This is a genomic window from Vibrio sp. 2033 (assembly GCF_033339735.1).
Genome location: NZ_JAWOVC010000013.1, coordinates 129,794 through 150,212, shown reverse-complemented (window position 1 = coordinate 150,212; position 20,419 = coordinate 129,794). Strand labels below are relative to the sequence as shown.

Genomic DNA, 20,419 nt, shown 5'->3' with positions numbered 1-20,419 from the left:
CAGTAAATAAGTGATCAGAAATAGCGTAGGGAAAATGCTTGAGAACAAGGCGCAATTTTTCGATAAGTAGTTATTCTGCAATCAAAAATTGCAACGCAGTTATCGAGTATTTTAACAAGCTAGAATGACCAGTTATTTACTACGATTGGTATAACCTATACTCAATCTCACTAAAGTAACCAACCCCATGTGAAGCTCCACAAACAAAAGGCTGAGGAGCAGATCTTTACCCTACAAACAATGTACTAGCTATTTTGATTTTGTTAGTTCGTATGGCCTTAATATGAATGTTCAATATAACTAGGAAAACACTTGAGGACTTACTAGAAAAAGGGGGCTCGCAAAATTAGAGCAAAAGTTATCAAGCGGACTCAATTAGTGATGTTTGTGTAAAAGCACGTACAAGAAATATAAATGATAGATACAAAAAATCCCGCAGGGGGTGCGGGATTTTTACTAGTGGCTAAATCGGTTTAAAGGTGACTAGCCTTGAATACCAACGATTAACCATGGCGCATTAGGCGCAGTCAAGTCACGCTCTAGGTGCCAGATATCTTCGATTTCTTCTTCAACACCTTCTACTGTGTCACGGTAACGACCGCTAAACTGTAGACTAAGCTGTGCTTTATTTGCATCGTAATCAGCACGGACGATCTCTGCATCAACGTACATTACATCAGTATGCTGCTCACCGTCGAGCTTCGCGCGCTCTGCTTTTAGGTCTTCAAACAAGCTTGGAGAAACATATTCTTCAATAGTTTCTAGCTGGTTGTGATTCCACGCACCTTGCAGGATTCGATAGTGTTCACGAGAACCATTAATGAACGCTGCTTGGTCAAAACCCGGTGGGTAGTTATGTGGTACGTCTGTTTGAGCGCCAAAACCACCAAAGCCACCATTATTTGTGTTTGGTTGTTGCTCAAAGTTTTGCATGTTTGGTTGCTCAAACTTAGATGCGTTGCCACCAAATGCAGGCTGTTGACGATGCTGGTTCATACTGCCCTGCTTCGCACCTAGCATACCGCGCATTAGTTTAAAGATGACAAAGGCAATCAAACCAATAATTAGGATATCCATAAACTGGATACCTTCAAAAGCACCGCCAAAGAATGCAGCAAGTAGACCACCAGCAAGAAGTCCGCCTAGCAGACCACCCATAAGGCCTTTCTTACTTGAAGACTTTGTCGTCTGATCTTTGCCGACCGTATTGGTGTTTTGTTGCTGTTGTTTCGGTGCTGGTGCAGTTTTGTAGCTCTTACCGAAAGACTTACTGCCACCAAACTTCTTCGCTTCCGCGATAGGCGTTACAGCAACAGTAAACATCAATAAAGCAACAATAGAAAATAAACGTTTCATCGTTATCCTTAAAGTTAGCTATCTAAGATAGTGCCCCATTTTCAAGACGAAACAATCGTTGTTTCAAACAGTAGCACGCCAAAGATGATTTTTAAGTCATCATACTCTGTATACCGATTGATGAAAATAGCTTATAGAAGCTGACATGTATCAGAATATTGCCAAAAATGCAGACTGCTCACACTGCTTGCAATTCAGCTGAAGGCGCTTGATCAATGTAAAAAAAGTATGGAATAAGTTCACTAATACTCCAGATTGTTTTACTTGAATTAGAATCAGTGACACAGCTCAGAATCCTACACCTTGAGGGCACTTGGACACATTGCCTTGTTGACGGTTAATAGGTAGCTGACTATCATATTGAACGATGTTCAATAAAGTAGTTTGAGAGTATGGCGCGCAGAAACGATCACACCCGAGAAGAGTTAGTGAATTTGACCTTAACAACGGTCAAAAACTTTTTAGATGAGAATTCTTACCACGAACTCAGTCTTCGTAAAATCGCTAACATGATTGGTTACGTGCCAAGCACATTGGTAAATGTTTTTGGTAATTATAATTTGTTGTTGCTTCATGTTGTCGCTCAAACTTTAGATGAGTTATCTCAAGAAGCACGCAAAGCGACTAATGACAGCAAAGACTCCCATCAAGCGCTTTTTGAACTCGCTTATTGCTACCACGATTTTGCTCAAAAACACCCATACCGTTGGCAGTTAGTGTTCGAACACAACATGAATGGAGCAGAACTTCCGGAATGGCATGCCAAACGTATCGATGGTATGACGGGAATGCTAGAGTCACTATTGGCTCAAATCGCACCACATCGTACTGAATCCGAAGTGATTCAAGCGAGTCGAGTCCTTTGGTCTGGCGTACATGGCATTACTTTACTCAGTGTTGATGATAAGTTTTTCTCTAGTGAACCGATTGATGGCAAAGAATTGATCAGTAATCTTCTTTCTAACTACCTCACGAACTGGTAACAAAGGATTATCCATGTCATCCGACAGACAGCCGTCCTTACTTACGCAGAGAAAGTTCCTGCCCTATTTCATTACTCAGTTTTTTGGCGCTTTCAACGACAATATTTTTAAAAACGTTTTGCTGTTGTTTGTCGCATTCGCTGGCTCCAGTGCACTGCCTATTTCGAGCAATTTGTTCATCAACCTTGCGGCAGGCTTGTTCATTCTACCGTTCTTTCTGTTCTCTGCTTCCGCTGGCGTATTAGCCGACAAATATGAAAAGTCATGGTTTATTCGTAAGGTCAAACTATTTGAAATAGCCATCATGCTGTTGGGTGCCATCGGATTCATAACCGAAAGTTATGGTGTGCTTTTATTGCTACTGTTTTTAATGGGCACACAGTCAGCATTTTTTGGCCCAGTTAAATATGCCCTTTTGCCTCAAAAGTTAAATGCTAAAGAGTTAGTGCCCGGCAACGCTCTTGTTGAAGCTGGTACCTTTATCGCCATCCTTATTGGCACCTTAGGCGCTGGGATTATAGCCTCTGCAGACAACGCAAAATACCTTGCCGCATTTTGTGTCGTGATCTTCGCATTGTTAGGCTACTTGTCGAGCCGCTCAATCCCCTTTGCTGCAGCCAGCGCGCCCAATCTCTCTTTTCGTTGGCAACCATACAAGCAAACCAAACACACGCTCTCTATCGCCAAATCCGATCGAGTTGTTTTTCAATGCATAATGGCAATAAGCTGGTTTTGGTTTTTAGGCGCCGCATATCTAACACAATTCCCGAATTTCACTAAGATTTACCTAAATGGCACCGAGAGTGCGGTGTCTTTCTTGCTCGCTCTATTTTCCATTGGTATCGCGCTAGGGTCGCTACTTTGCAATTGGATCTCAAACCATCGTATCGAAGTCGGTATTGTGCCAATTGGTGCCTTTGGCATTACGGTATTTGGGTACCTAATGGCCACTTCCATTCCCAATGATCTACCTATTTTCCATAACTTTGTAGACTTCTTTAGATATGAGCCTTTTTGGCCATTATTTTTCTACCTATTGATGATTGGCGCTTCGGGCGGTTTGTTTATCGTGCCTCTTTACGCATTAATGCAGCATCGAGCAAAGGAAACCGAACGTGCTCAAGTCATCGCAGGGCTCAACATCTTTAACTCTCTGTTTATGGTCGGCAGCGCTGTCTTGGGTATTGTGTGCCTAAGTGTAATCAAGATGACAATTCCTCAGCTGTTTGCATTGTTAGCCATTTTAAATTTCTTAGTTGCCGCTTACATCTTTTTGCAAATACCTATTTTTGTAGTTCGCTTTGTCATGTGGATGCTTACGCACACCATCTATCGAGTTAAGCATAAGAATCTACACAACCTACCCGAGCATGGTGGGGCATTGATTGTATGTAATCATGTAAGCTACATGGATGCATTGCTACTTAGTGCAGTATGCCCAAGGTTGATTCGTTTTGTGATGGAGGAAGATTACGCCAACCTACCTCCATTAAGGCGCTTTTTACGTCGAACTGGGGTAATTCCAATTTCAGCGAGTAACAGAAGCTCTATCAGACGTGCATTTAACGATGTGGAAGCCGCGCTAAGCGAAGGTCATATCGTCTGTATTTTCCCTGAAGGAAGATTAACTTCAGATGGTGAAATGAATGAATTCATGCGCGGTATTGATATCATTCTACGTCGTAGTCCAGTACCTGTCATACCTGTTGCACTTAAAGGCTTATGGGGAAGCTATTTCAGCCGCGCAAAAGGTCGCGCATGCTGTGGCTTACCGACTCGATTTTGGTCAAAGCTAGAAATAGAGGCAGGACAACCGGTGCCACCAAACGAGGCAACGGCAAAAACAATGTTCGATAAAGTGCATCAACTTAGAGGCGACTGGCGATAAATACACTTGAACACATGTTTAGGATAACTGAACATGTGTTCAAATCATTAAGACAAACTGACCACACCCAGTGCGATATACTCTCCCTTTCATTCACAACAGCGAATAAAAACCTTGAATAGAAACTACCTCCTGTTTGGATTGGCGTTACTTTTTTGTCTAACCCCTCTTGCCTCCTCTCCCATTGCTCTAGTTATCGGTTTTCTACTCGCAAGTTTTGGTTTTGTGCCTTCCGAGCTGCCCATCGCTTCTTTTACTAAAAAGCTGCTGTCTTACTCGATTATTGGCTTAGGCTTTGGCATCAACTTCGAGCAAGCACTTGCAGTCACATCGGATGGTATCGGCCTGATCATCGCCACTATTACAGGCACACTGATCATGGGCACTCTCATTGCCAGGGTAATTAAATTGGAGCGAGTAACCGCTTACTTAATCTCATCAGGTACTGCAATTTGTGGTGGTAGCGCAATTGCTGCTGTGGCACCGGCGATTAAAGCGAAAGACGAGCAGATTGGATTAGCACTGGCAACAGTGTTTGTCCTGAACTCCATTGCACTCTTTGTGTTTCCTGTGATTGGACATGCTTTAGGGCTAGATCAACACACGTTTGGCACATGGGCTGCGATTGCCATTCATGACACATCTTCTGTTGTCGGGGCTGCCTCGGCCTATGGGGAAGAAGCACTAACGACGGCAACAACATTGAAACTCGCGCGCGCTTTATGGATCATTCCTGTTGCTTTTATCAGTGCCGTCATCTTTTCAAGAGGCCAAAAAGAGAATGGAAAGAAAAAACTAGCTATCCCTTATTTCATTTTTTGGTACTGTGCAGCTATCGCGTTTAGCGACTTCTTTCCTCAATTTGAAATGGTCTATCACGGCATTTTCATTGGAGCAAAGCAAGCGTTGGTTGTATGTCTGTTCTTGATAGGTTGCAGCATTTCAATTTCAAAACTAAAGTCAGCTGGAGCTAAGCCGCTGTTGTTTGGCGTGACTCTGTGGGTGTTAATTTCGACCACTTCTCTAAGTTGGTTACTGTTTTAGATATTGGTGGTCTGCTTATCGCGTTGAGGGGACGGTATTTCCCGTTTGCTATTTTTGTATATAACGACCAACGCAATAGCGATCAAAAATGCCGTTAGCTCTGCAAGAGAGCGGGCTAGCCCTTCACTACTTATCGCGATACCAATTTGTAGTGCTACTGCCGCAATTAAAACTAGCTTTGCCATCCTGAACCTTATGCATTTTCTCTCCACGAAGAAGCATAATTATGATTCAGAGTTATAAGGATACGAAATTCTCTTTATGACTAATACATAGCAAAATTGACTAATGCTGAAGTGATGACAGCAGCCACTCTTTCACGGCCTTACGTGAAATTTTGATCCCACCTTTTAGTAGAGTTTGTGGCATTACATGGTATTCCACTGGCCATTTAAACTTCTCTAACTTTGATTGCAAGTGCTGGTCATACTCCGACTTGCTGCGCAATCCATTGGTCTGAATCACAGCTACTGGTCTATGACCAAACTCCGCGTCTTCGACTGGAACCACTATACTCTGCACTACACCATCAATTTGGTTCAAAGCGGCTTCAATCTCTTCACAATGGATATTCTCACCACCAGAGATAAACTGATTGTCGGCACGGCCGATTATCTTTAATTCATCACCTTGCCACTCGCCAAGATCCTTGCTGTCAAACCAGCCTTTCTCATCCAGAAATGGGGTAACATGTCCTTGATGGAAATACCCTGCCGCTAATGTCTTACCGCCAATAAAAATGCGTTGGTCAACTAATTTTATCTTACGGTGCTTCAATACATGTCCAGCATTACTGGTGCTGTCAATTCTCTTTGCGGTAACGGTAGAGGCCGCCTCCGTCATCCCATAACCTAACCATGTCTCAATGCCTTGCCTTGTTGCTCGTAGTGCCAATTCGTGATCAACGTGGCTGCCGCCCAGTAGCACATGTGTCAATGACAAATGTGCATCATCATCCAATAACCGTTTGAGCTGAGTCGCAACCAAAGAAGCGTGTGATACGCCCTGAACATCATCAACAAGTTTCCCTGAACCGACTTTTAGTGTTGCTCCGACATATAGCCAACGATAGACAATCGCTAATCCAGAGACGTGATACAACGGAAGCGATAATAGCCAAGCATCTTGCTGAGTGAAAATGAACTCCTGCAACAAGCCCTCTGCAGACGCAAGATGCTGTCGATGTGTATGAACCACAGCTTTAGGCTCCCCTGTAGAGCCAGAAGTAAATACTACTGAAGCGAGCCGGTCATGATGATAGCTATCTTCAGTCAACGAATCACTCTCTTGCTGTGATACTGCAGGCGGTGAAAGCAATGTTGCCTTGAGTTTTTGTATATCATGTTCAGAAAAGGTCGAAGCGCACTCCTGAGAAAACCAGATAAACCGAGTTTGATCAGGCCTGTAAAGTGTAGCAAGCTTACCCTGCAACTTATCTAGTGGTTGTTCCATGGTCAGCGCAGCGAGCGCACCCAACTGTTTGGAGGCAAGATAAAACAACAGTGTTTCTACTTGGTTCTTGCCAACCAAAGTCAGCACATCCCCCCGAGTTACACCCAAGTCATTCAAATAGTGAGTGTATTGGTCAATACGCTTCGAGAGTTGTTGCCAGTTTAATACTTCTGTTGATGTCTTGAGTGCAATAGAAAAAGGGCTCGTTTGAGCCCAATATTTCCATGGTGCCTTCGCAATATTGTCTACGCAGAATGCCACACAATCTCCTGGTCTTTTAGAGGAAGAACGGGAAGTTCACACTTAGGCCAGCCCTGCTCTAGCTGAGCTTTGAATAAGCCAATCGTATCCAAACCTGGAACTTCATCAGGCAGCTGCCATTGGGCAAAGCGCGCTAATTGAGTTAAACCGAGACTGGATTCAATGCTCGAGCTAATCACTGCTTTCATCCCTAGTGACTTCGCTTTCTTTATCAGTGTAATACAAAAATCCACTGAACCAATGAGTGTGGGTTTGATGATGATCGTTTTCACACCAGTTAGATCTTCAAGACGGAAATCTTCACGACGAACCGCATCTTGCAATGTTTCATCCCAAGCGATAGCAATACCAGTATTAATCGCAAAAGAGAGACTATCGCCAGGAGAGCGGCACGGCTCTTCCAAAAAGGTAATGCGCTGACGCAAAGACGGAGTAATGTATTTAGCAAACTGCTGCGCTTTTTCTGGTGTCCAAGCGCGGTTTGCATCAAGTCGAAGCGTTAATTGAGGGATTGATTCAAGAAAAAGGTTCACAAGCATGCCATCGCGAATTGGCTCATAAAGTCCAACTTTCACCTTAGCGACTTTCTCACCTTCCATTTCGTTCAGCTTTGGAATGAGCTCATCTGGGTCGCCAGTGCATAGTGGCGCTGTTTGGTATTTACCTTGTTGTGGTAAGCCACCAGCTAATTCAAGCTGTGCCATCGATAAACCAAACGCAACCGACGGGTACATATTGGCATAATCCACATCCAACTCTGCAACCCAACGCTCCGCCTGTTCTTGTAGCTGAACACCCGCATCTTCGGCGCTCTCTAAGCTAAAACCAGGAAGAGGAGCGACTTCTCCAAGCCCTGTTTTACCATCTTCGGAAAGCGCAACAACATAACCAACACGTTCGGTTAGCTTGTTGTCACGTAGGATGACACCACTATCCATGGGCAAGCTATAACGATAAATTTTCGCTTCACGCATAATTCAAGTCCTATGTAATGCCGTATATTTGAGCGTTCTGACGAGCAATCCCACCAGCCTCCCAGAGGGCGAGGCGCTCAGGAAAAAAGGAACAGAGGAGCTAACACGCTCCTCATTTAGACGGATTATGGGTTGCGAGGGAATTTATCGAAGTCTGGGCGACGCTTCTCGTTAAAGGCATTACGACCTTCTTGGCCTTCATCTGTCATGTAGAACATCATCGTTGCGTTACCCGCTAACTCTTGCAGACCCGCTTGACCATCACAATCTGCGTTTAATGCAGCTTTTAAGCAACGCAGTGCCATTGGGCTGTGCTGTAGTACTTCACGACACCAACGAACGGTTTCTTTCTCTAGATCCGCTAGTGGTACAACTGTGTTTACTAGGCCCATGTCTACTGCTTCTTGAGCATTGTAGAAACGACATAGGAACCAAATTTCGCGAGCTTTCTTTTGGCCTACGATGCGAGCCATGTAAGATGCGCCCCAACCTCCGTCAAATGAACCCACTTTAGGGCCTGTTTGACCAAATTGAGCGTTGTCAGCTGCAATTGTTAGATCACACATCATATGCAGTACATGACCACCGCCAACAGCCCAACCAGCTACCGATGCAATAACTGGTTTTGGACAAGTACGAATATCGCGTTGGAAGTCCAATACGTTTAGGTGGTGCGTACCTTGGTCGTCTTTATAGCCGCCGTAGTCGCCACGGATCTTCTGGTCGCCGCCAGAACAGAATGCGTCTTCACCTAGACCTGTCAGAATGATCACGCCAACACCAGAGTCGTAGCGTGCATCTGCCAACGCATCAATCATCTCTTTTACCGTTTGAGGACGAAACGCGTTACGCACTTGAGGACGTGCAATAGTGATTTTCGCGATACCATCTACAGACTTGTGATAATGAATGTCCTCGTATTTCTCGCTGCAATCTTTCCATTGAACCGGAGCGTAAAGTTCTTCTTCAGAAATGCCTACTGTTTTAGCCATGGTGATTCCCATTGTTCTCGTTACTCTCACCAAAGTGAGACTGAATTATTTGCTTGATATGTATCGCAAACTGTTTGGGCTGCTCTTGATGGACGTTATGACCAGCGCCTTCAACTTGTTGATACGCCAACCCGCTACGTTGTGCCAGTTGGCTAAATTTTTGGTCTTTCTCACCACACAAGTAATACACTGGTATGTTCTGCTTTTGCAGTGAGGGCAACAAATATGCCTGTTTGGCTAACGATGTCGCCATCAACGTATTCGCCACCGCTGAGCCAAGATTATCACTTCGCTTCGCAATGAATGTTTGTCTTTGCTCATGGTTTAGTGAAGAAAACACCGCTTGTTGGTACCAATCGTTCAAAACACGTTCAAGTGGTTCAGTTTTGAAACGCATTGCCCAGCGAGCATCATTCTCTAATCTCACCTGTTTCTCTGACTCAGTTTGAAGCCCGAAGTTTCCCCCTTCAACAATCGCGCCCGCAATATTGAGATCTGGAAAGCATTGATGGGCAATACCATGCATCGCAATGCGGCCGCCCATAGAGTAACCAATCAAAATAAGTGGTTGTTGTGAGGGAAATAATAAAGATAGTGTGGAACCAAGAAGTTTGCAGCAATCATTCAGATCGCTGCAAGAAATAGATTGGCTATGCCCATGACCAGGGAGGTCAACCGTAACACGTTCATACTCGGGTAACGCGTTGATACACGATTGCCAGTCTTCACCGCTACCAAGCAAACCATGCAAAAACACCAGAGTAGGCAACGTTCTACTTTGGTGTTTTTCTAATACAGGGGAACGTTCAAAGTAAAGCATTCAGACTCTTATTAAATGCCTTGAGTGTCTCAGCAGCTTGGTTAGATGGGGTTTGAACCTCGACCAGCAACGTTCCTTGGCCGTGACATAAATGCTCTTTTACAGATGATTGGAATTGCTCCAGTGTAGAAACATGCAAATACGCCAAACCAAACTGCTTTGCCGCGTGTTCAAACTGATAACCATGAGGCATTTGATAATATGTCGTTCTGCGCTCTGGTGGTACTGGCAACATATCAAAAATCGCACCGCCGTCATTATTAGTAACAACAAGTATCGCCGGCAGTTTATTGTGAGAAAATAGCGCCAGAGAATTGAGATCATAAAGTGCTGCTGTGTCACCGATATACATCAGTAACGGATTACCTCTTGCCCGTTGCACGCCTGATGCCGCAGCAAACAAACCGTCAATCCCTGACGCGCCTCGATTAGTGAAAACCTCTACACCATCCAATTTTCCGTACATATCAACAAGCCGAACAAACAAGCTATTACCCAAGAAAACATCTACGTTCTTTGTGCGCTCGTTGATGTCTGCTGCCAACGCAATTTCGTCAATGGCAGACGCTGAATCAGATAGGAAGGCTTCTTCGATACGTTGATGAACTCGCTTAACGTCATTCGCTAACCTATCAGCCCACCCAGCAAATATTGACTTCTCAAAACTAATGCGAGAAACCCACGTTTTAGGAGGCTCAACCCAGTGCATTTGCGCCAGATGATTTTGGTTATTCCGGTCCATACAAGGTGAGACATACCAATACTGAACGTCTTTACTTTGTTGATTTTTCGATACTTGTTTATCAATCCATTGGTTCAAACGTTTGGAGATGATTCGGCTACCAAATTGGATAATAAGTTCACAAGATTCAAGCTCGTTTGCGAACTCGGGAAGTTGAAGCCATACATCGTAATACGCCCAATTCGAACTGAGACCACTTTGCGGGTCTGCAAGTACTGGCCATCCCATCTTTTGTGCAAATGCCTGCGCCGACTTCGCTTGTTCAAGCGGTAAGCTGCCAATCACAACCAAGCCTTTTTTGTCTGAAAAAGGCGGGATGTTCGCCTGTGACAAATGGCTAAAACGCTGAGTATAAGTGCCGCTTCCTTTTCGCCATCCGGCGACCGAATCTAAGTAGGTTTGATAATCCGCTTTTGCGCCGTTGGAATACAAAGGCTCTGGAAATGCACAATTAATATGAACAGCACTACCCTGCAATTGCTGAGTAAACATCACTTCGTCAACAGAGGTCAGCAACCAGTTAAGCGACGTTGCTAAATTTGGGCTTGGTAAATTCAAACTGGCCGAAACATGATGTGAAAAAATACCCAATTGATTTATCGCTTGGTTTGCACCACAGCCGACAAGTTCTACTGGACGATCTGCTGTCAGCAGCACCAGTTTTTCACCAGTAAGTTTGGCTTCGGCAACCGACGGTAATAGGTTCGCCACTGCCGTACCAGAGGTAACGATAATTGCCACTGGCTCCTGAGTAGCTTTCGCTAAACCAAGAGCCATAAAGCCCAGTCCACGCTCATCAAAATGAGTATGAATGGAAAAGTCGGACTGTTCTGCCGCTTCTAAAGTTAAAGGAGTAGAACGAGATCCGGGAGCGATACAAACATGCTTAACGCCAAATCGCTGAAGCTCAATCAATATGGTTTCTGACCAAACTCGATTGAGCACCGCTTGGTCATGACTCATGATGCGACTCCCAATGGCGGATGATCAGAAATCAGCGTAAGTAACGTCGACATTTTCTTATCAAGTTCTGCCCACTCATGTTCTGCCACAGAACCAGGCACAATCCCTGCGCCCGCAAACAGTTGTACTTGATCACCGAGCACAAGCGCGCTTCTGATTGCGACACAAAACTCTGCTCGTTCATGGCTAATGTAACCCATAGAGCCTGCATACCAGCCGCGTGCAAAGGGCTCATTATCAAGAATAAACTGCATGGACTCTTGTCGGGGTAAGCCAGCAACCGCCGCTGTTGGCTGAAGCGCCGATAACAACTGAACACCATTTATCCCCGCTCTTAGACTAGCGTGAATATTTCGCTTAAGGTGCTGCACTTTTCGTAGTCTGACCAAACTCGGTTCAGCTTCCACTTCAACCATTTCAGAATGCGGTAATAGACGATCAATGATGTCGTCCACCACATACTGGTTTTCGTTGAGGTTCTTTTGGTCTTGGGATAACCAATTCGCCAACTCCATATCTTGAGTGGCATTGTCTCCCCGACCAATCGTACCTGCTAACGCTTCGGTATGTAGCTCATGCCCTACGCGAGAATACAAACGTTCTGGCGTAGACCCCATAAAACTGTGCTTACTGTCTAAGCTCAGCATGAAATGGAAGCTATGATGGTTATTTAAGTAACTTGCTTTAAGTAGCTGTGCAGCACTTAATGTGTTATCAAGCTGCACGGTAGAGCGACGCGCTAAAACCACTTTCTTAAAATCATCATTCTCTATACCAGTCAGAACCTTATGAACTAACTCATTCCATTGAGGCTGACTTGGCGTATGAACAATAGAGCGGATGTGAGACGAAATTGGAGCTAAGGTCGCGACCTCACAAACCAGTTTATTCAACCCAGCTAGAGTTCGCGCTTTGTCTTCTGAAATATTAACTGCGAGAGACCACTGTTGGTCAAAACGAATTAACTCAATTTGAGGCAAAAAGAAAAAAGAAGGCATACAGCGACGATTCTTCTCATGCTGTCCATCAAAAGAGCGCCCGCCCCAGACTCTTTGCCCTTCACCTAGAATGGTATAAGCAGGACCTGGCTCAACAAAAGCGTGCAATTGCCCTAGTGCAACGACCTCTTCACGTGTATCGCGGGACTGCCAATAAAACTTAGGGAAAAGTGGTTGTGCATCAAGCCAATCAATAAATGAGAAATTAGGTTTCTCGCTAAGGGGCTCGACCAGACGTGTTTGATTGCCTTCCGATTGCTGAACTCGCTCGATAATTCTCTTTACGGCTTGATGGAACTGTGACAAATCAACCTCGTTGTATGTGAGGATAAATGGTAACTGACGGCTACTCTAAGTTTAGACCCAAAGCAAATCAAGGTCGTATGCGATCTTTTGCAAAATCCTGTGATAGCAAGCGAGCAAAACTTAACCAGCAGACAGATTATTTACAGATATATATTCTAATAAAAAACAAATTATTGTATTTTAATAAAGAAATTAACGAATTTTTAGGAATTAAACAATGCAAAATATCGGGATGTCGTCAAAACTCGACAATGTCTGCTACGACATTAGGGGTCCTGTACTCAAACATGCTAAGCGCATGGAGGAAGAAGGGCATAAAATCCTAAAGCTAAACATTGGTAACCCTGCCCCATTTGGTTTTGACGCCCCTGATGAGATTTTAGTCGACGTGATTCGTAATCTGCCGACTTCTCAAGGCTATTGTGATTCCAAAGGTATTTACTCTGCTCGTAAAGCTGTGGTCCAACACTATCAGCGTAAAGGTATACGCTCGCTAGATGTCGAAGATGTGTATGTAGGTAACGGCGTGTCTGAGTTGATCGTAATGGCCATGCAAGCGCTATTAAACAATGGCGACGAAATGCTGATCCCAGCACCAGACTATCCGTTATGGACAGCTTCAGTTGCACTATCTGGTGGTAAGCCGGTTCATTATCTATGTGATGAAGAGGCTGACTGGTACCCAGACCTTGAAGACATCAAAAAGAAAATCACACCAAAGACACGTGGCATTGTTCTGATCAACCCGAACAACCCGACAGGTGCGGTATACAGCCGTGACTTCCTACTTGAAGTGATTGAGATAGCACGCCAGCACAAACTGATCATTTTCGCAGATGAGATCTACGACAAAGTGTTGTACGACGGTGCAACACATACCTCAGTCGCCACACTCACTGAAGACGTGCTAGTCATGACATTCAATGGCCTTTCAAAAGCCTACCGTGTTTGTGGTTTCCGTGGTGGCTGGATGTTCTTAACGGGGCCTAAACATCTGGCTCAAGGGTACGTGAATGGCTTGGAGCTGCTTTCATCGATGCGTTTATGCGCAAACGTACCAATGCAGCATGCGATTCAAACCGCGTTAGGTGGATACCAGAGTATTAATGAACTGATTTTACCTGGCGGACGCTTATTAGAGCAGCGCAACCGAGCGTATGAACTGATCAATCAGATTCCTGGTGTTTCTTGTGTCAAACCTAAGGGTGCGATGTACCTCTTCCCGAAAATCGACACTAAAATGTACAACATCAAGAACGATCAGCAGATGGTTTTAGATTTCTTAAAACAAGAGAAGGTCTTACTGGTGCAAGGTTCTGGTTTTAACTGGCCAAAACCAGACCACTTCCGCATCGTGACACTACCGCACGTTGAAGATCTAGAAATCGCCATTGGACGTTTTGAAAGATTCCTATCAACCTACAGCCAGTAATGAATCACTGGTAGTAATTAGTGCTGATCTCTCATATGCTTAGAGGAACTCCTAGTGAGTTCCTTTTTTACACCAGAAACGGAGAAAGCCATGAAAGAAAGCCATTTTTTCGCCCACCTGGCTCGAATGAAGCTGATCCAACGCTGGCCTTTAATGCGGTCCGTCTCACCAGAAAACGTTTCAGAGCATAGCTTACAAGTTGCTTTTGTCGCTCATGCCCTTGCCCTAATTAAAAACAAAAAGTTCGGCGGCAACCTTAATCCAGAGCGCATAGCGATTCTTGCCATGTACCATGATTCCAGTGAAGTATTAACGGGTGATCTTCCAACTCCAGTGAAGTATTACAACCCTGAAATTGCCAAAGAATATAAGAAGATAGAATCGGCAGCGGAACAAAAATTACTCTCAATGTTACCGGAAGAGTTCCAAGATGATTTTTCCCCCTATCTTCTTTCCCACTCTGCACATGAAGAGGACGCAAAAATCGTTAAGCAAGCCGATTCCATCTGTGCCTATTTAAAATGTCTCGAAGAACTAAGCGCCGGCAACCATGAGTTCGCTCTGGCAAAAAAACGCTTAGACGTCACTTTGCAAGAACGCAGAACACCTGAAATGGATTACTTTCTCAATACCTTTGCCCCAAGTTTCGAATTATCGTTAGATGAAATCAGTTAGCTTACGGAGATAATCGTGTCGTTTGAATTACACCCGCAATGGCAAGAGCGCCATGATGATGAGCATAAAATCCGTCGAGACGACCATCGGAGCCCGTACCAACGAGACCGAGCGCGCATTCTTCACTCGGCTGCATTTCGACGCCTACAAGCAAAAACCCAAGTACACGGCAATAGCTTGGAAGACTTTCACCGCAGTCGGTTAACACACTCCTTAGAAGCGTCGCAACTCGGGACCGGTATCGTCGCCCAGTTAAAGAAAAAACAACCAGAGTTCCGTGAACTATTACCATCAGACAGCTTAATTGATTCATTATGTTTGGCTCACGACATCGGGCATCCTCCATACGGTCATGGGGGAGAAGTCGCTCTAAACTACGTAATGCGCGAACATGGCGGCTTCGAGGGGAACGCCCAAACCTTTCGTATCGTCACTAAGTTAGAGCCTTATACCGAGCATTTCGGAATGAATTTATCACGCCGCACGCTGTTTGGTTTGATTAAGTACCCTGCCCTCATTAGTCAAACACGCTCCGTCAAGTTGCCTCAACCAGCCGAGCATCAACGTAAACTAAAAGCAAAAGATTGGAGCCCAGCTAAAGGCATTTATGATTGTGATAAAGACTTATTTGATTGGGTAATTGCACCGCTTTCTGACAACGACAAGGCATTGCTTAGTCTGATGCGTTCAACGCCAGAATCGGAGTTTGAGCACAGTAAAACGCGTTTTAAATCAATCGACTGCTCAATCATGGAGCTAGCAGATGATATCGCCTACGGTGTTCATGATTTAGAAGATGCAATCGTACTTGGTATGGTGACACGTCAGCAATGGCAAGAAGGCGCAGCAAGTCAATTAGCGGACTGTGGCGACCCGTGGTTTGAAGCTCATATCGATTCCATCGGACAGATGCTATTTAGCGGTAAGCACCATGAGCGGAAAGATGCCATCGGTGGTATGGTTAACGCGCTACTGACCAGCATTTCAATCAAAATGGTGGATGAGCCGTTTAATAACCCGTTACTGTCTTGGAATGCGTGTTTAGAACCACAGATGGCACGTGCACTTGACATACTCAAGCACTTTGTCAGCACCTTCGTTATCCAAGTCCCGCAGGTCCAGATCGTTGAGTATAAGGGTCAGCAAATTATTATGGATATTTTTGAAGCGTTAACAGCAGACCCAGAGCGATTACTACCCGTTCATACAAAAGATCTGTGGTGTCAGGCGAAGAGCGAGAGCAATAAAATGAGGGTCATCGCCGATTATATTTCTGCAATGACCGATGGTCACGCGCAAAAGCTACACCGCCAACTTTTCTCTTCCATCGTTCTTTAGTAACACTCAACCTTTCAAGTAATTCTTTTCAAAAACGCCCGGAGGCATCTGGGCGATTTGGAATTCGATCATCTTTTCAAAGGCACGCATCAGCGGTGTAAAGTCTCGCTCGGGTTCAAGCAAGCGAAGCGAATGATAACCAGCCTCGACTGTCGATAAGCTATTCTCAGAGGGCGCCTTACGAATGGTGTAGTGCCCTTGTAGTTGCTTAGGCAACTGCACGGTTGGGAATGAATGTAAGTTGCTTGAGAGTTGCCACATTTTGTACGCTTTTTTCCACGTACCATCGAGCAAAATCAAACGTATTTTCTTAGATACACTATGACTCGCTTGAGTGATTTCAGAAATGCATCGTGACTCTTCTGATGGGTAAAGAACAAAATGTTGATATGACTCATCCGCTAATAAGTGATTTAAGACATCATCACAAGAAAAGTCCTCTCCTATCAAACAAATACAGTTATCTAAACTCAAATTGAGAATCCGTGCCGTACCAAGCGGACGATGTTCTTCACTCGTGTGCTGAAGAATGATAAGTTCTACCTCGCTTGCCAGCGGTACAATCCATTGGCAAATACACGCTTTTTGCGATTTTCCACAACGAGAACAATAACGAGACATAGAGTGAACCTTTATACCTTGCTGAGTATTATCAGCGTGATCTGTTTGATACTTCAATTTGAACCAATGGCAAGCCTAACCGAGTGGCACAGCTACAATATACGCCATGGTGAATGGTGGCGAATCGTAACAGGAAATCTCACACATACCAACTTTGCGCACTTAGGAATGAACCTCGCAGGATTGTGGATCATTACTTTTATTTTTCGCCCAAGCACTCGTAACTTCCTTATCGTTTTTTCAATCTTATGTGCATGTGTTGGTGCGCTGAATTTGTTTACCAACATGTCGGTGTACGTGGGTTTATCCGGCGTATTACACGGATTGTTTGGATTTTGGGCGCTCAGAGAAGTCTTTGAAAGCAGAAGAAGCAGTGTGTTGTTAGTCGGAGGGCTAATCGCCAAAGTAGCATGGGAGCAGGTCTATGGCCCATCCAGCAGTACTGCTGAGCTTATCGGTGCAAACGTTGCTATTGATGCTCATATGTTTGGCGCACTCGGTGGGTTAGTAATGGCTTTAATGGAAAAAGGCCTTCGCCGTCGTTTATTCGGATAAAAAATCCCGAACCACGAAAGAGGGGCTGGTTCGGGAAAGCAGTAATAGGGAAACAGATATTGTTCTGAATTCAGACTCAATATCTACGATACATCAAGCTACAGTAAAATGCGGTCTTCGTTTTTCTTAACTGTCGCTTCACCTATGCCTTTTACGCTCTTCAAATCTGCTGCCGTTTTAAAAGGGCCATGTTCCTCGCGGTAGTCCACTATACTCTGCGCTTTCTTCTCACCTATACCTTTCAACATGGTCGCAATTTCTTCAGCAGTGGCCGTGTTGATATTTACAGTAATTTCAATTCCTTCATATTTGTCAGTGGCTGAATCCGCAGCCATGCTAAAAGGTGCAAAAACAAATAAGCACAATGTCAAAATCCATTTCATATTGAACATACAATCTCCAAAATAGTAGGCTAAAAACAGTCGTCGAGAGCGAGTCACTATCAAGTTTGCAATGGAAAGCAATATGGTTATGCATTTAACAAACTGAGATGACCCGGAATTCACAACGGCCGCTATCACTTAAACGCGCACTAATTTAAGTAATGCCTATTGATGATTGAAGTTCATAAAGACAAAAATAAAACGGACCGCTTATGCGGTCCGTTTTATTCAACATACAAATTACACTAATTGTGCTTAGTTGCTCACAACAAAGTACTCAATGTCAGTATTTGCACGCAGTACGGCTAGTACAGATGATAAATCTTGCTGAGAAGATGCACGCTGCATTTGCATCGCAACTTGATCTTCTAACTCACTATCTAGCTCTGCGTTTACAGCATCAAGCTCGATGATAATGATGTTACCTTCAAGATCTTTAGACTGACCGTATACTGGTTTACCATCGACTGGTTTTGCCATCGCGAATACCGTTGTTGCCAACGGAGAACGACGATCTACTGTCTCTTGTTCACCAAAGGCAAGATTGTTTTCAGCAAGCACGTTCGTCTTACCTTCTTTCAATGCCGCAACGACTTGTGTTCCAAGTTCCATCGCTTCTTGCTCACCTTTAACACGAGATAGCTCTGCAACAACCTGATCTTTCACTTCTTCTAGTGGAAGAACTGTCTCGTCACGCGCATCTTCAACACGAACAACGATAATATGCTCAGGCGCAACTTCGATAGCTTCAGAGTTTAGGCCATCTTCTTTAACTTCAGGGCTTAGGATAGCTTGCATTACCGCAGGGCTACGAAGCACTTCAGGTGCATCAACCTGAGAAATAAAGTCCGTTGTTTTCACTTCTTGGTTAACCGCTTGAGAAGCATCATACAATGAGTCTGGGTATTCAAACGCTACGCGCTCAAGCTCATTTTGCAACTCGTAGAATTGATCGATCGCTTGTTGGTCGACCATCTCTTGTTTGATTTCAGCAGCGACTTCTTCAAATGGCTTCGCCACAGAATCTTTTAGCTCTTCAAGCTTGATAATGTGATAGCCAAAGTCCGACTTTACTAGACCCGACGTATCGCCAGGATTCTTCAGTGCGAATGCCGCTTCTTCAAAAGCAGGGTCCATCACATCACGCTCAATCCAACCTAGGTCACCACCGTTTTCAGCGCTGCCAAAATCGTCAGATTTCTCTTGAGCAAGCGTCGCAAAATCTGCACCCGCGTTTAGCTCATCTAGGATAGCTTGCGCTTTTGCTTCATCGTCCCCTTCTACAAGAATGTGAGCGACACGTCGTTGCTCTTCTGAAGAGTATTTGTTTAAGTGCTCGTCGTAGTACTTTTTCACCTCAGCATCAGAAACATTAACTTGTTCCTTTAGCGCTTCAGCTGACAGTTCGATGTAAGAGACTTTAACCTGCTCTGGGCGTGTAAAGTTGTCTGGGTTTGCTTTGTAGTACTCTTGAATTTCTTCGTCGGTCAATTCAATATTTTTCGCAAACTCCGCTAAGTCGATCTGAATCGTGCGAATATCACGAGTTTGAGTGAACAGCTTGCCTTCTGCTTGTACTTCACCCGGCAGAATAAATTCACTGTTTTGTAGCGCATTCAGCAGTTGCTCACGAACCAATTCACGACGCATGTACTCAGCAAAAGAGTCTGGCGAAAAGCCTGCACGACGCAAAGAAGCTTGATAGATCTCTTGATCAAACTGACCATTAGATTGGAACTGAGGCATGTCTAGAATCATGCTACGCACTTGAGTGTCGCTGATTCGCAGACCCAAAGCTTCAGCTTGTTGGTCAAGCAACACGTCATTGATCATTCGATCTAAAACGGATTTGCGGAAAGATTCAACATATGCAGGGTCAGCCAGCATTTGAGAGAAGTAGTCACCCAACTGAGCTTGCATACGGTTACGCTCATTTTGGTATGCCATCTCGAACTCACCACGAGGAATCTCAGTGTTACCGACTTTCGCTGCAGAGTTGTTGCTACCACCAACGATGTAGCTACCTACACCTGCAAATACGAAAGACAGGATGATAAGTCCAAGGATAATTTTGACCGCGATGCTATTCACGCCTTCGCGTAGTCGATCCATCATAATTTAACTGCTCTCCACAATTGAAGCCTACTGCTTCTATCTAATAGAAATAATGGCGCAATAATATCAGAAAAAGAAATGCGCATCAGTATGATGCGCATAATTTAAGAAAGTTCGGCTCGAAGTTTGTAAATTTTTGTTCGAAACTTATTGTTTGAGCAAAAGTTAAGCAAATGGCCGGTTACAGAAATAACGCCGTGATTAGTTACAAGCGTCTTTCAGTGCTTTACCAGCTTTGAAAGCTGGTACTTTTGCTTCTGCGATTTGGATTTCTTCACCAGTTTTTGGGTTACGACCAGTACGTGCAGCACGAGTACGAACGCTGAATGTACCAAAGCCAACTAGAGCGACTTGATCACCAGATTGAAGAGTTCCGCTTACTGCTTCGATGAATGCATCTAGAGCACGACCCGCTGACGCTTTAGAAATATCTGCATTTTCTGCGATTTGTTCTACTAACTGAGTTTTATTCACTGTAATTTCCCCTTTGTGTCATCTGTGATTATTTTTGTGATGACTTT

General features: G+C 44.4%; 19 protein-coding genes. 7 read left to right on the top strand and 12 right to left on the bottom strand.

Annotated elements, in window-relative coordinates; translation table 11 throughout:
* Nucleotides 1–483: 483 nt before the first annotated feature.
* On the bottom strand, nucleotides 484–1,356 hold the full coding sequence (locus R7P74_RS16885; RefSeq protein ID WP_005384268.1) for a Tim44 domain-containing protein: 873 nt from the start codon (nucleotides 1,354–1,356) through the stop codon (nucleotides 484–486).
* 392 nt (nucleotides 1,357–1,748) lie between these two features.
* Between R7P74_RS16885 and R7P74_RS16880 the strand changes: the two genes are divergently transcribed.
* The 3 genes from R7P74_RS16880 (at nucleotide 1,749) to R7P74_RS16870 (ending at nucleotide 5,271) form a co-directional block, all read left to right on the top strand.
* Complete coding sequence (locus R7P74_RS16880) at nucleotides 1,749–2,339, top strand: TetR/AcrR family transcriptional regulator (protein ID WP_005382308.1); 591 nt, start codon at nucleotides 1,749–1,751, stop codon at nucleotides 2,337–2,339.
* 13 nt (nucleotides 2,340–2,352) lie between these two features.
* Complete coding sequence (locus R7P74_RS16875) at nucleotides 2,353–4,227, top strand: MFS transporter (RefSeq protein WP_115385834.1); 1,875 nt, start codon at nucleotides 2,353–2,355, stop codon at nucleotides 4,225–4,227.
* A gap of 114 nt (nucleotides 4,228–4,341) precedes the next feature.
* Nucleotides 4,342–5,271 (top strand): YeiH family protein, encoded by a 930-nt coding sequence (locus tag R7P74_RS16870; protein WP_213973147.1) that lies wholly within the window; start codon nucleotides 4,342–4,344, stop codon nucleotides 5,269–5,271.
* Here R7P74_RS16870 and R7P74_RS16865 read toward each other — a convergent pair.
* The 7 genes from R7P74_RS16865 to R7P74_RS16835 form a co-directional block, all read right to left on the bottom strand.
* Entirely contained in the window at nucleotides 5,268–5,456 is a 189-nt protein-coding gene (locus tag R7P74_RS16865; RefSeq protein ID WP_017634658.1) for a hypothetical protein, read from the bottom strand. The two genes, R7P74_RS16870 and R7P74_RS16865, sit on opposite strands and share 4 nt — an antisense overlap.
* 100 nt (nucleotides 5,457–5,556) lie before the next feature.
* Nucleotides 5,557–6,984, bottom strand: coding sequence for an o-succinylbenzoate--CoA ligase (gene menE / locus R7P74_RS16860; RefSeq protein ID WP_262634444.1), 1,428 nt, complete (start codon nucleotides 6,982–6,984; stop codon nucleotides 5,557–5,559).
* Nucleotides 6,969–7,958, bottom strand: a complete 990-nt coding sequence (gene menC, locus R7P74_RS16855) for an o-succinylbenzoate synthase (RefSeq protein ID WP_186584408.1) — start codon at nucleotides 7,956–7,958, stop codon at nucleotides 6,969–6,971. The genes menE and menC overlap by 16 nt, the downstream gene beginning before the upstream one ends.
* A gap of 125 nt (nucleotides 7,959–8,083) precedes the next feature.
* On the bottom strand, nucleotides 8,084–8,950 hold the full coding sequence (menB, locus tag R7P74_RS16850) for a 1,4-dihydroxy-2-naphthoyl-CoA synthase (protein WP_009707163.1): 867 nt from the start codon (nucleotides 8,948–8,950) through the stop codon (nucleotides 8,084–8,086).
* Nucleotides 8,943–9,770 carry a 2-succinyl-6-hydroxy-2,4-cyclohexadiene-1-carboxylate synthase gene (gene menH, locus R7P74_RS16845; protein ID WP_318122985.1) on the bottom strand — a complete coding sequence of 276 codons (828 nt, stop codon included), beginning with the start codon at nucleotides 9,768–9,770 and terminating at the stop codon, nucleotides 8,943–8,945. Before menH ends, menB begins: the two co-directional genes overlap by 8 nt.
* Nucleotides 9,757–11,475: a 2-succinyl-5-enolpyruvyl-6-hydroxy-3-cyclohexene-1-carboxylic-acid synthase gene (gene menD, locus R7P74_RS16840; protein ID WP_262634441.1), complete on the bottom strand. Its 1,719-nt coding sequence runs from the start codon at nucleotides 11,473–11,475 to the stop codon at nucleotides 9,757–9,759. The genes menH and menD overlap by 14 nt, the downstream gene beginning before the upstream one ends.
* Nucleotides 11,472–12,779, bottom strand: coding sequence for an isochorismate synthase (locus R7P74_RS16835; protein ID WP_042524025.1), 1,308 nt, complete (start codon nucleotides 12,777–12,779; stop codon nucleotides 11,472–11,474). The genes menD and R7P74_RS16835 overlap by 4 nt, the downstream gene beginning before the upstream one ends.
* A gap of 217 nt (nucleotides 12,780–12,996) precedes the next feature.
* Here R7P74_RS16835 and R7P74_RS16830 point away from each other — a divergent pair, with 217 nt between their 5' ends.
* From R7P74_RS16830 to R7P74_RS16820, 3 genes are all read left to right on the top strand, one after another.
* Nucleotides 12,997–14,211 (top strand): pyridoxal phosphate-dependent aminotransferase, encoded by a 1,215-nt coding sequence (locus R7P74_RS16830; protein WP_005384283.1) that lies wholly within the window; start codon nucleotides 12,997–12,999, stop codon nucleotides 14,209–14,211.
* Between the two features lie 90 nt (nucleotides 14,212–14,301).
* Nucleotides 14,302–14,886 carry a 5'-deoxynucleotidase gene (gene yfbR, locus R7P74_RS16825; RefSeq protein ID WP_262634440.1) on the top strand — a complete coding sequence of 195 codons (585 nt, stop codon included), beginning with the start codon at nucleotides 14,302–14,304 and terminating at the stop codon, nucleotides 14,884–14,886.
* 15 nt (nucleotides 14,887–14,901) lie between these two features.
* Entirely contained in the window at nucleotides 14,902–16,224 is a 1,323-nt protein-coding gene (locus R7P74_RS16820) for an anti-phage deoxyguanosine triphosphatase (protein WP_262634439.1), read from the top strand.
* Between the two features lie 6 nt (nucleotides 16,225–16,230).
* Here the strand turns inward: R7P74_RS16820 and R7P74_RS16815 are convergent, their stop codons facing one another.
* A complete protein-coding gene (locus R7P74_RS16815; protein ID WP_213871761.1) occupies nucleotides 16,231–16,845 on the bottom strand; it encodes a tRNA-uridine aminocarboxypropyltransferase in 615 nt (204 codons plus the stop codon).
* 3 nt (nucleotides 16,846–16,848) lie between these two features.
* On the opposite strand from R7P74_RS16815, the gene rrtA reads away from it, so the two are divergent.
* Nucleotides 16,849–17,400 carry a rhombosortase gene (rrtA, locus tag R7P74_RS16810; RefSeq protein WP_165401728.1) on the top strand — a complete coding sequence of 184 codons (552 nt, stop codon included), beginning with the start codon at nucleotides 16,849–16,851 and terminating at the stop codon, nucleotides 17,398–17,400.
* Between the two features lie 98 nt (nucleotides 17,401–17,498).
* On the opposite strand, the gene R7P74_RS16805 is transcribed toward rrtA, so the two are convergent.
* From R7P74_RS16805 to R7P74_RS16795, 3 genes are all read right to left on the bottom strand, one after another.
* Nucleotides 17,499–17,783 carry a ComEA family DNA-binding protein gene (locus R7P74_RS16805; RefSeq protein WP_031777211.1) on the bottom strand — a complete coding sequence of 95 codons (285 nt, stop codon included), beginning with the start codon at nucleotides 17,781–17,783 and terminating at the stop codon, nucleotides 17,499–17,501.
* A 255-nt stretch (nucleotides 17,784–18,038) separates the two neighbouring features.
* Complete coding sequence (gene ppiD / locus R7P74_RS16800; protein ID WP_005382334.1) at nucleotides 18,039–19,898, bottom strand: peptidylprolyl isomerase; 1,860 nt, start codon at nucleotides 19,896–19,898, stop codon at nucleotides 18,039–18,041.
* A gap of 201 nt (nucleotides 19,899–20,099) precedes the next feature.
* On the bottom strand, nucleotides 20,100–20,372 hold the full coding sequence (locus R7P74_RS16795; RefSeq protein WP_005382341.1) for an HU family DNA-binding protein: 273 nt from the start codon (nucleotides 20,370–20,372) through the stop codon (nucleotides 20,100–20,102).
* Nucleotides 20,373–20,419 lie beyond the last annotated feature (47 nt).

What these genes read in the sequence shown, in the direction of transcription:
- R7P74_RS16885 (WP_005384268.1), bottom strand. Translation starts at nt 1,356, where the DNA reads ATGAAACGTTTATTTTCTATTGTTGCTTTATTGATGTTTACTGTTGCT.
- R7P74_RS16880 (WP_005382308.1), top strand. Translation starts at nt 1,749, where the DNA reads ATGGCGCGCAGAAACGATCACACCCGAGAAGAGTTAGTGAATTTGACC.
- R7P74_RS16875 (WP_115385834.1), top strand. Translation starts at nt 2,353, where the DNA reads ATGTCATCCGACAGACAGCCGTCCTTACTTACGCAGAGAAAGTTCCTG.
- R7P74_RS16865 (WP_017634658.1), bottom strand. Translation starts at nt 5,456, where the DNA reads ATGGCAAAGCTAGTTTTAATTGCGGCAGTAGCACTACAAATTGGTATC.
- menC (WP_186584408.1), bottom strand. Translation starts at nt 7,958, where the DNA reads ATGCGTGAAGCGAAAATTTATCGTTATAGCTTGCCCATGGATAGTGGT.
- menB (WP_009707163.1), bottom strand. Translation starts at nt 8,950, where the DNA reads ATGGCTAAAACAGTAGGCATTTCTGAAGAAGAACTTTACGCTCCGGTT.
- menH (WP_318122985.1), bottom strand. Translation starts at nt 9,770, where the DNA reads ATGCTTTACTTTGAACGTTCCCCTGTATTAGAAAAACACCAAAGTAGA.
- menD (WP_262634441.1), bottom strand. Translation starts at nt 11,475, where the DNA reads ATGAGTCATGACCAAGCGGTGCTCAATCGAGTTTGGTCAGAAACCATA.
- R7P74_RS16830 (WP_005384283.1), top strand. Translation starts at nt 12,997, where the DNA reads ATGCAAAATATCGGGATGTCGTCAAAACTCGACAATGTCTGCTACGAC.
- yfbR (WP_262634440.1), top strand. Translation starts at nt 14,302, where the DNA reads ATGAAAGAAAGCCATTTTTTCGCCCACCTGGCTCGAATGAAGCTGATC.
- R7P74_RS16815 (WP_213871761.1), bottom strand. Translation starts at nt 16,845, where the DNA reads ATGTCTCGTTATTGTTCTCGTTGTGGAAAATCGCAAAAAGCGTGTATT.
- R7P74_RS16805 (WP_031777211.1), bottom strand. Translation starts at nt 17,783, where the DNA reads ATGAAATGGATTTTGACATTGTGCTTATTTGTTTTTGCACCTTTTAGC.
- ppiD (WP_005382334.1), bottom strand. Translation starts at nt 19,898, where the DNA reads ATGATGGATCGACTACGCGAAGGCGTGAATAGCATCGCGGTCAAAATT.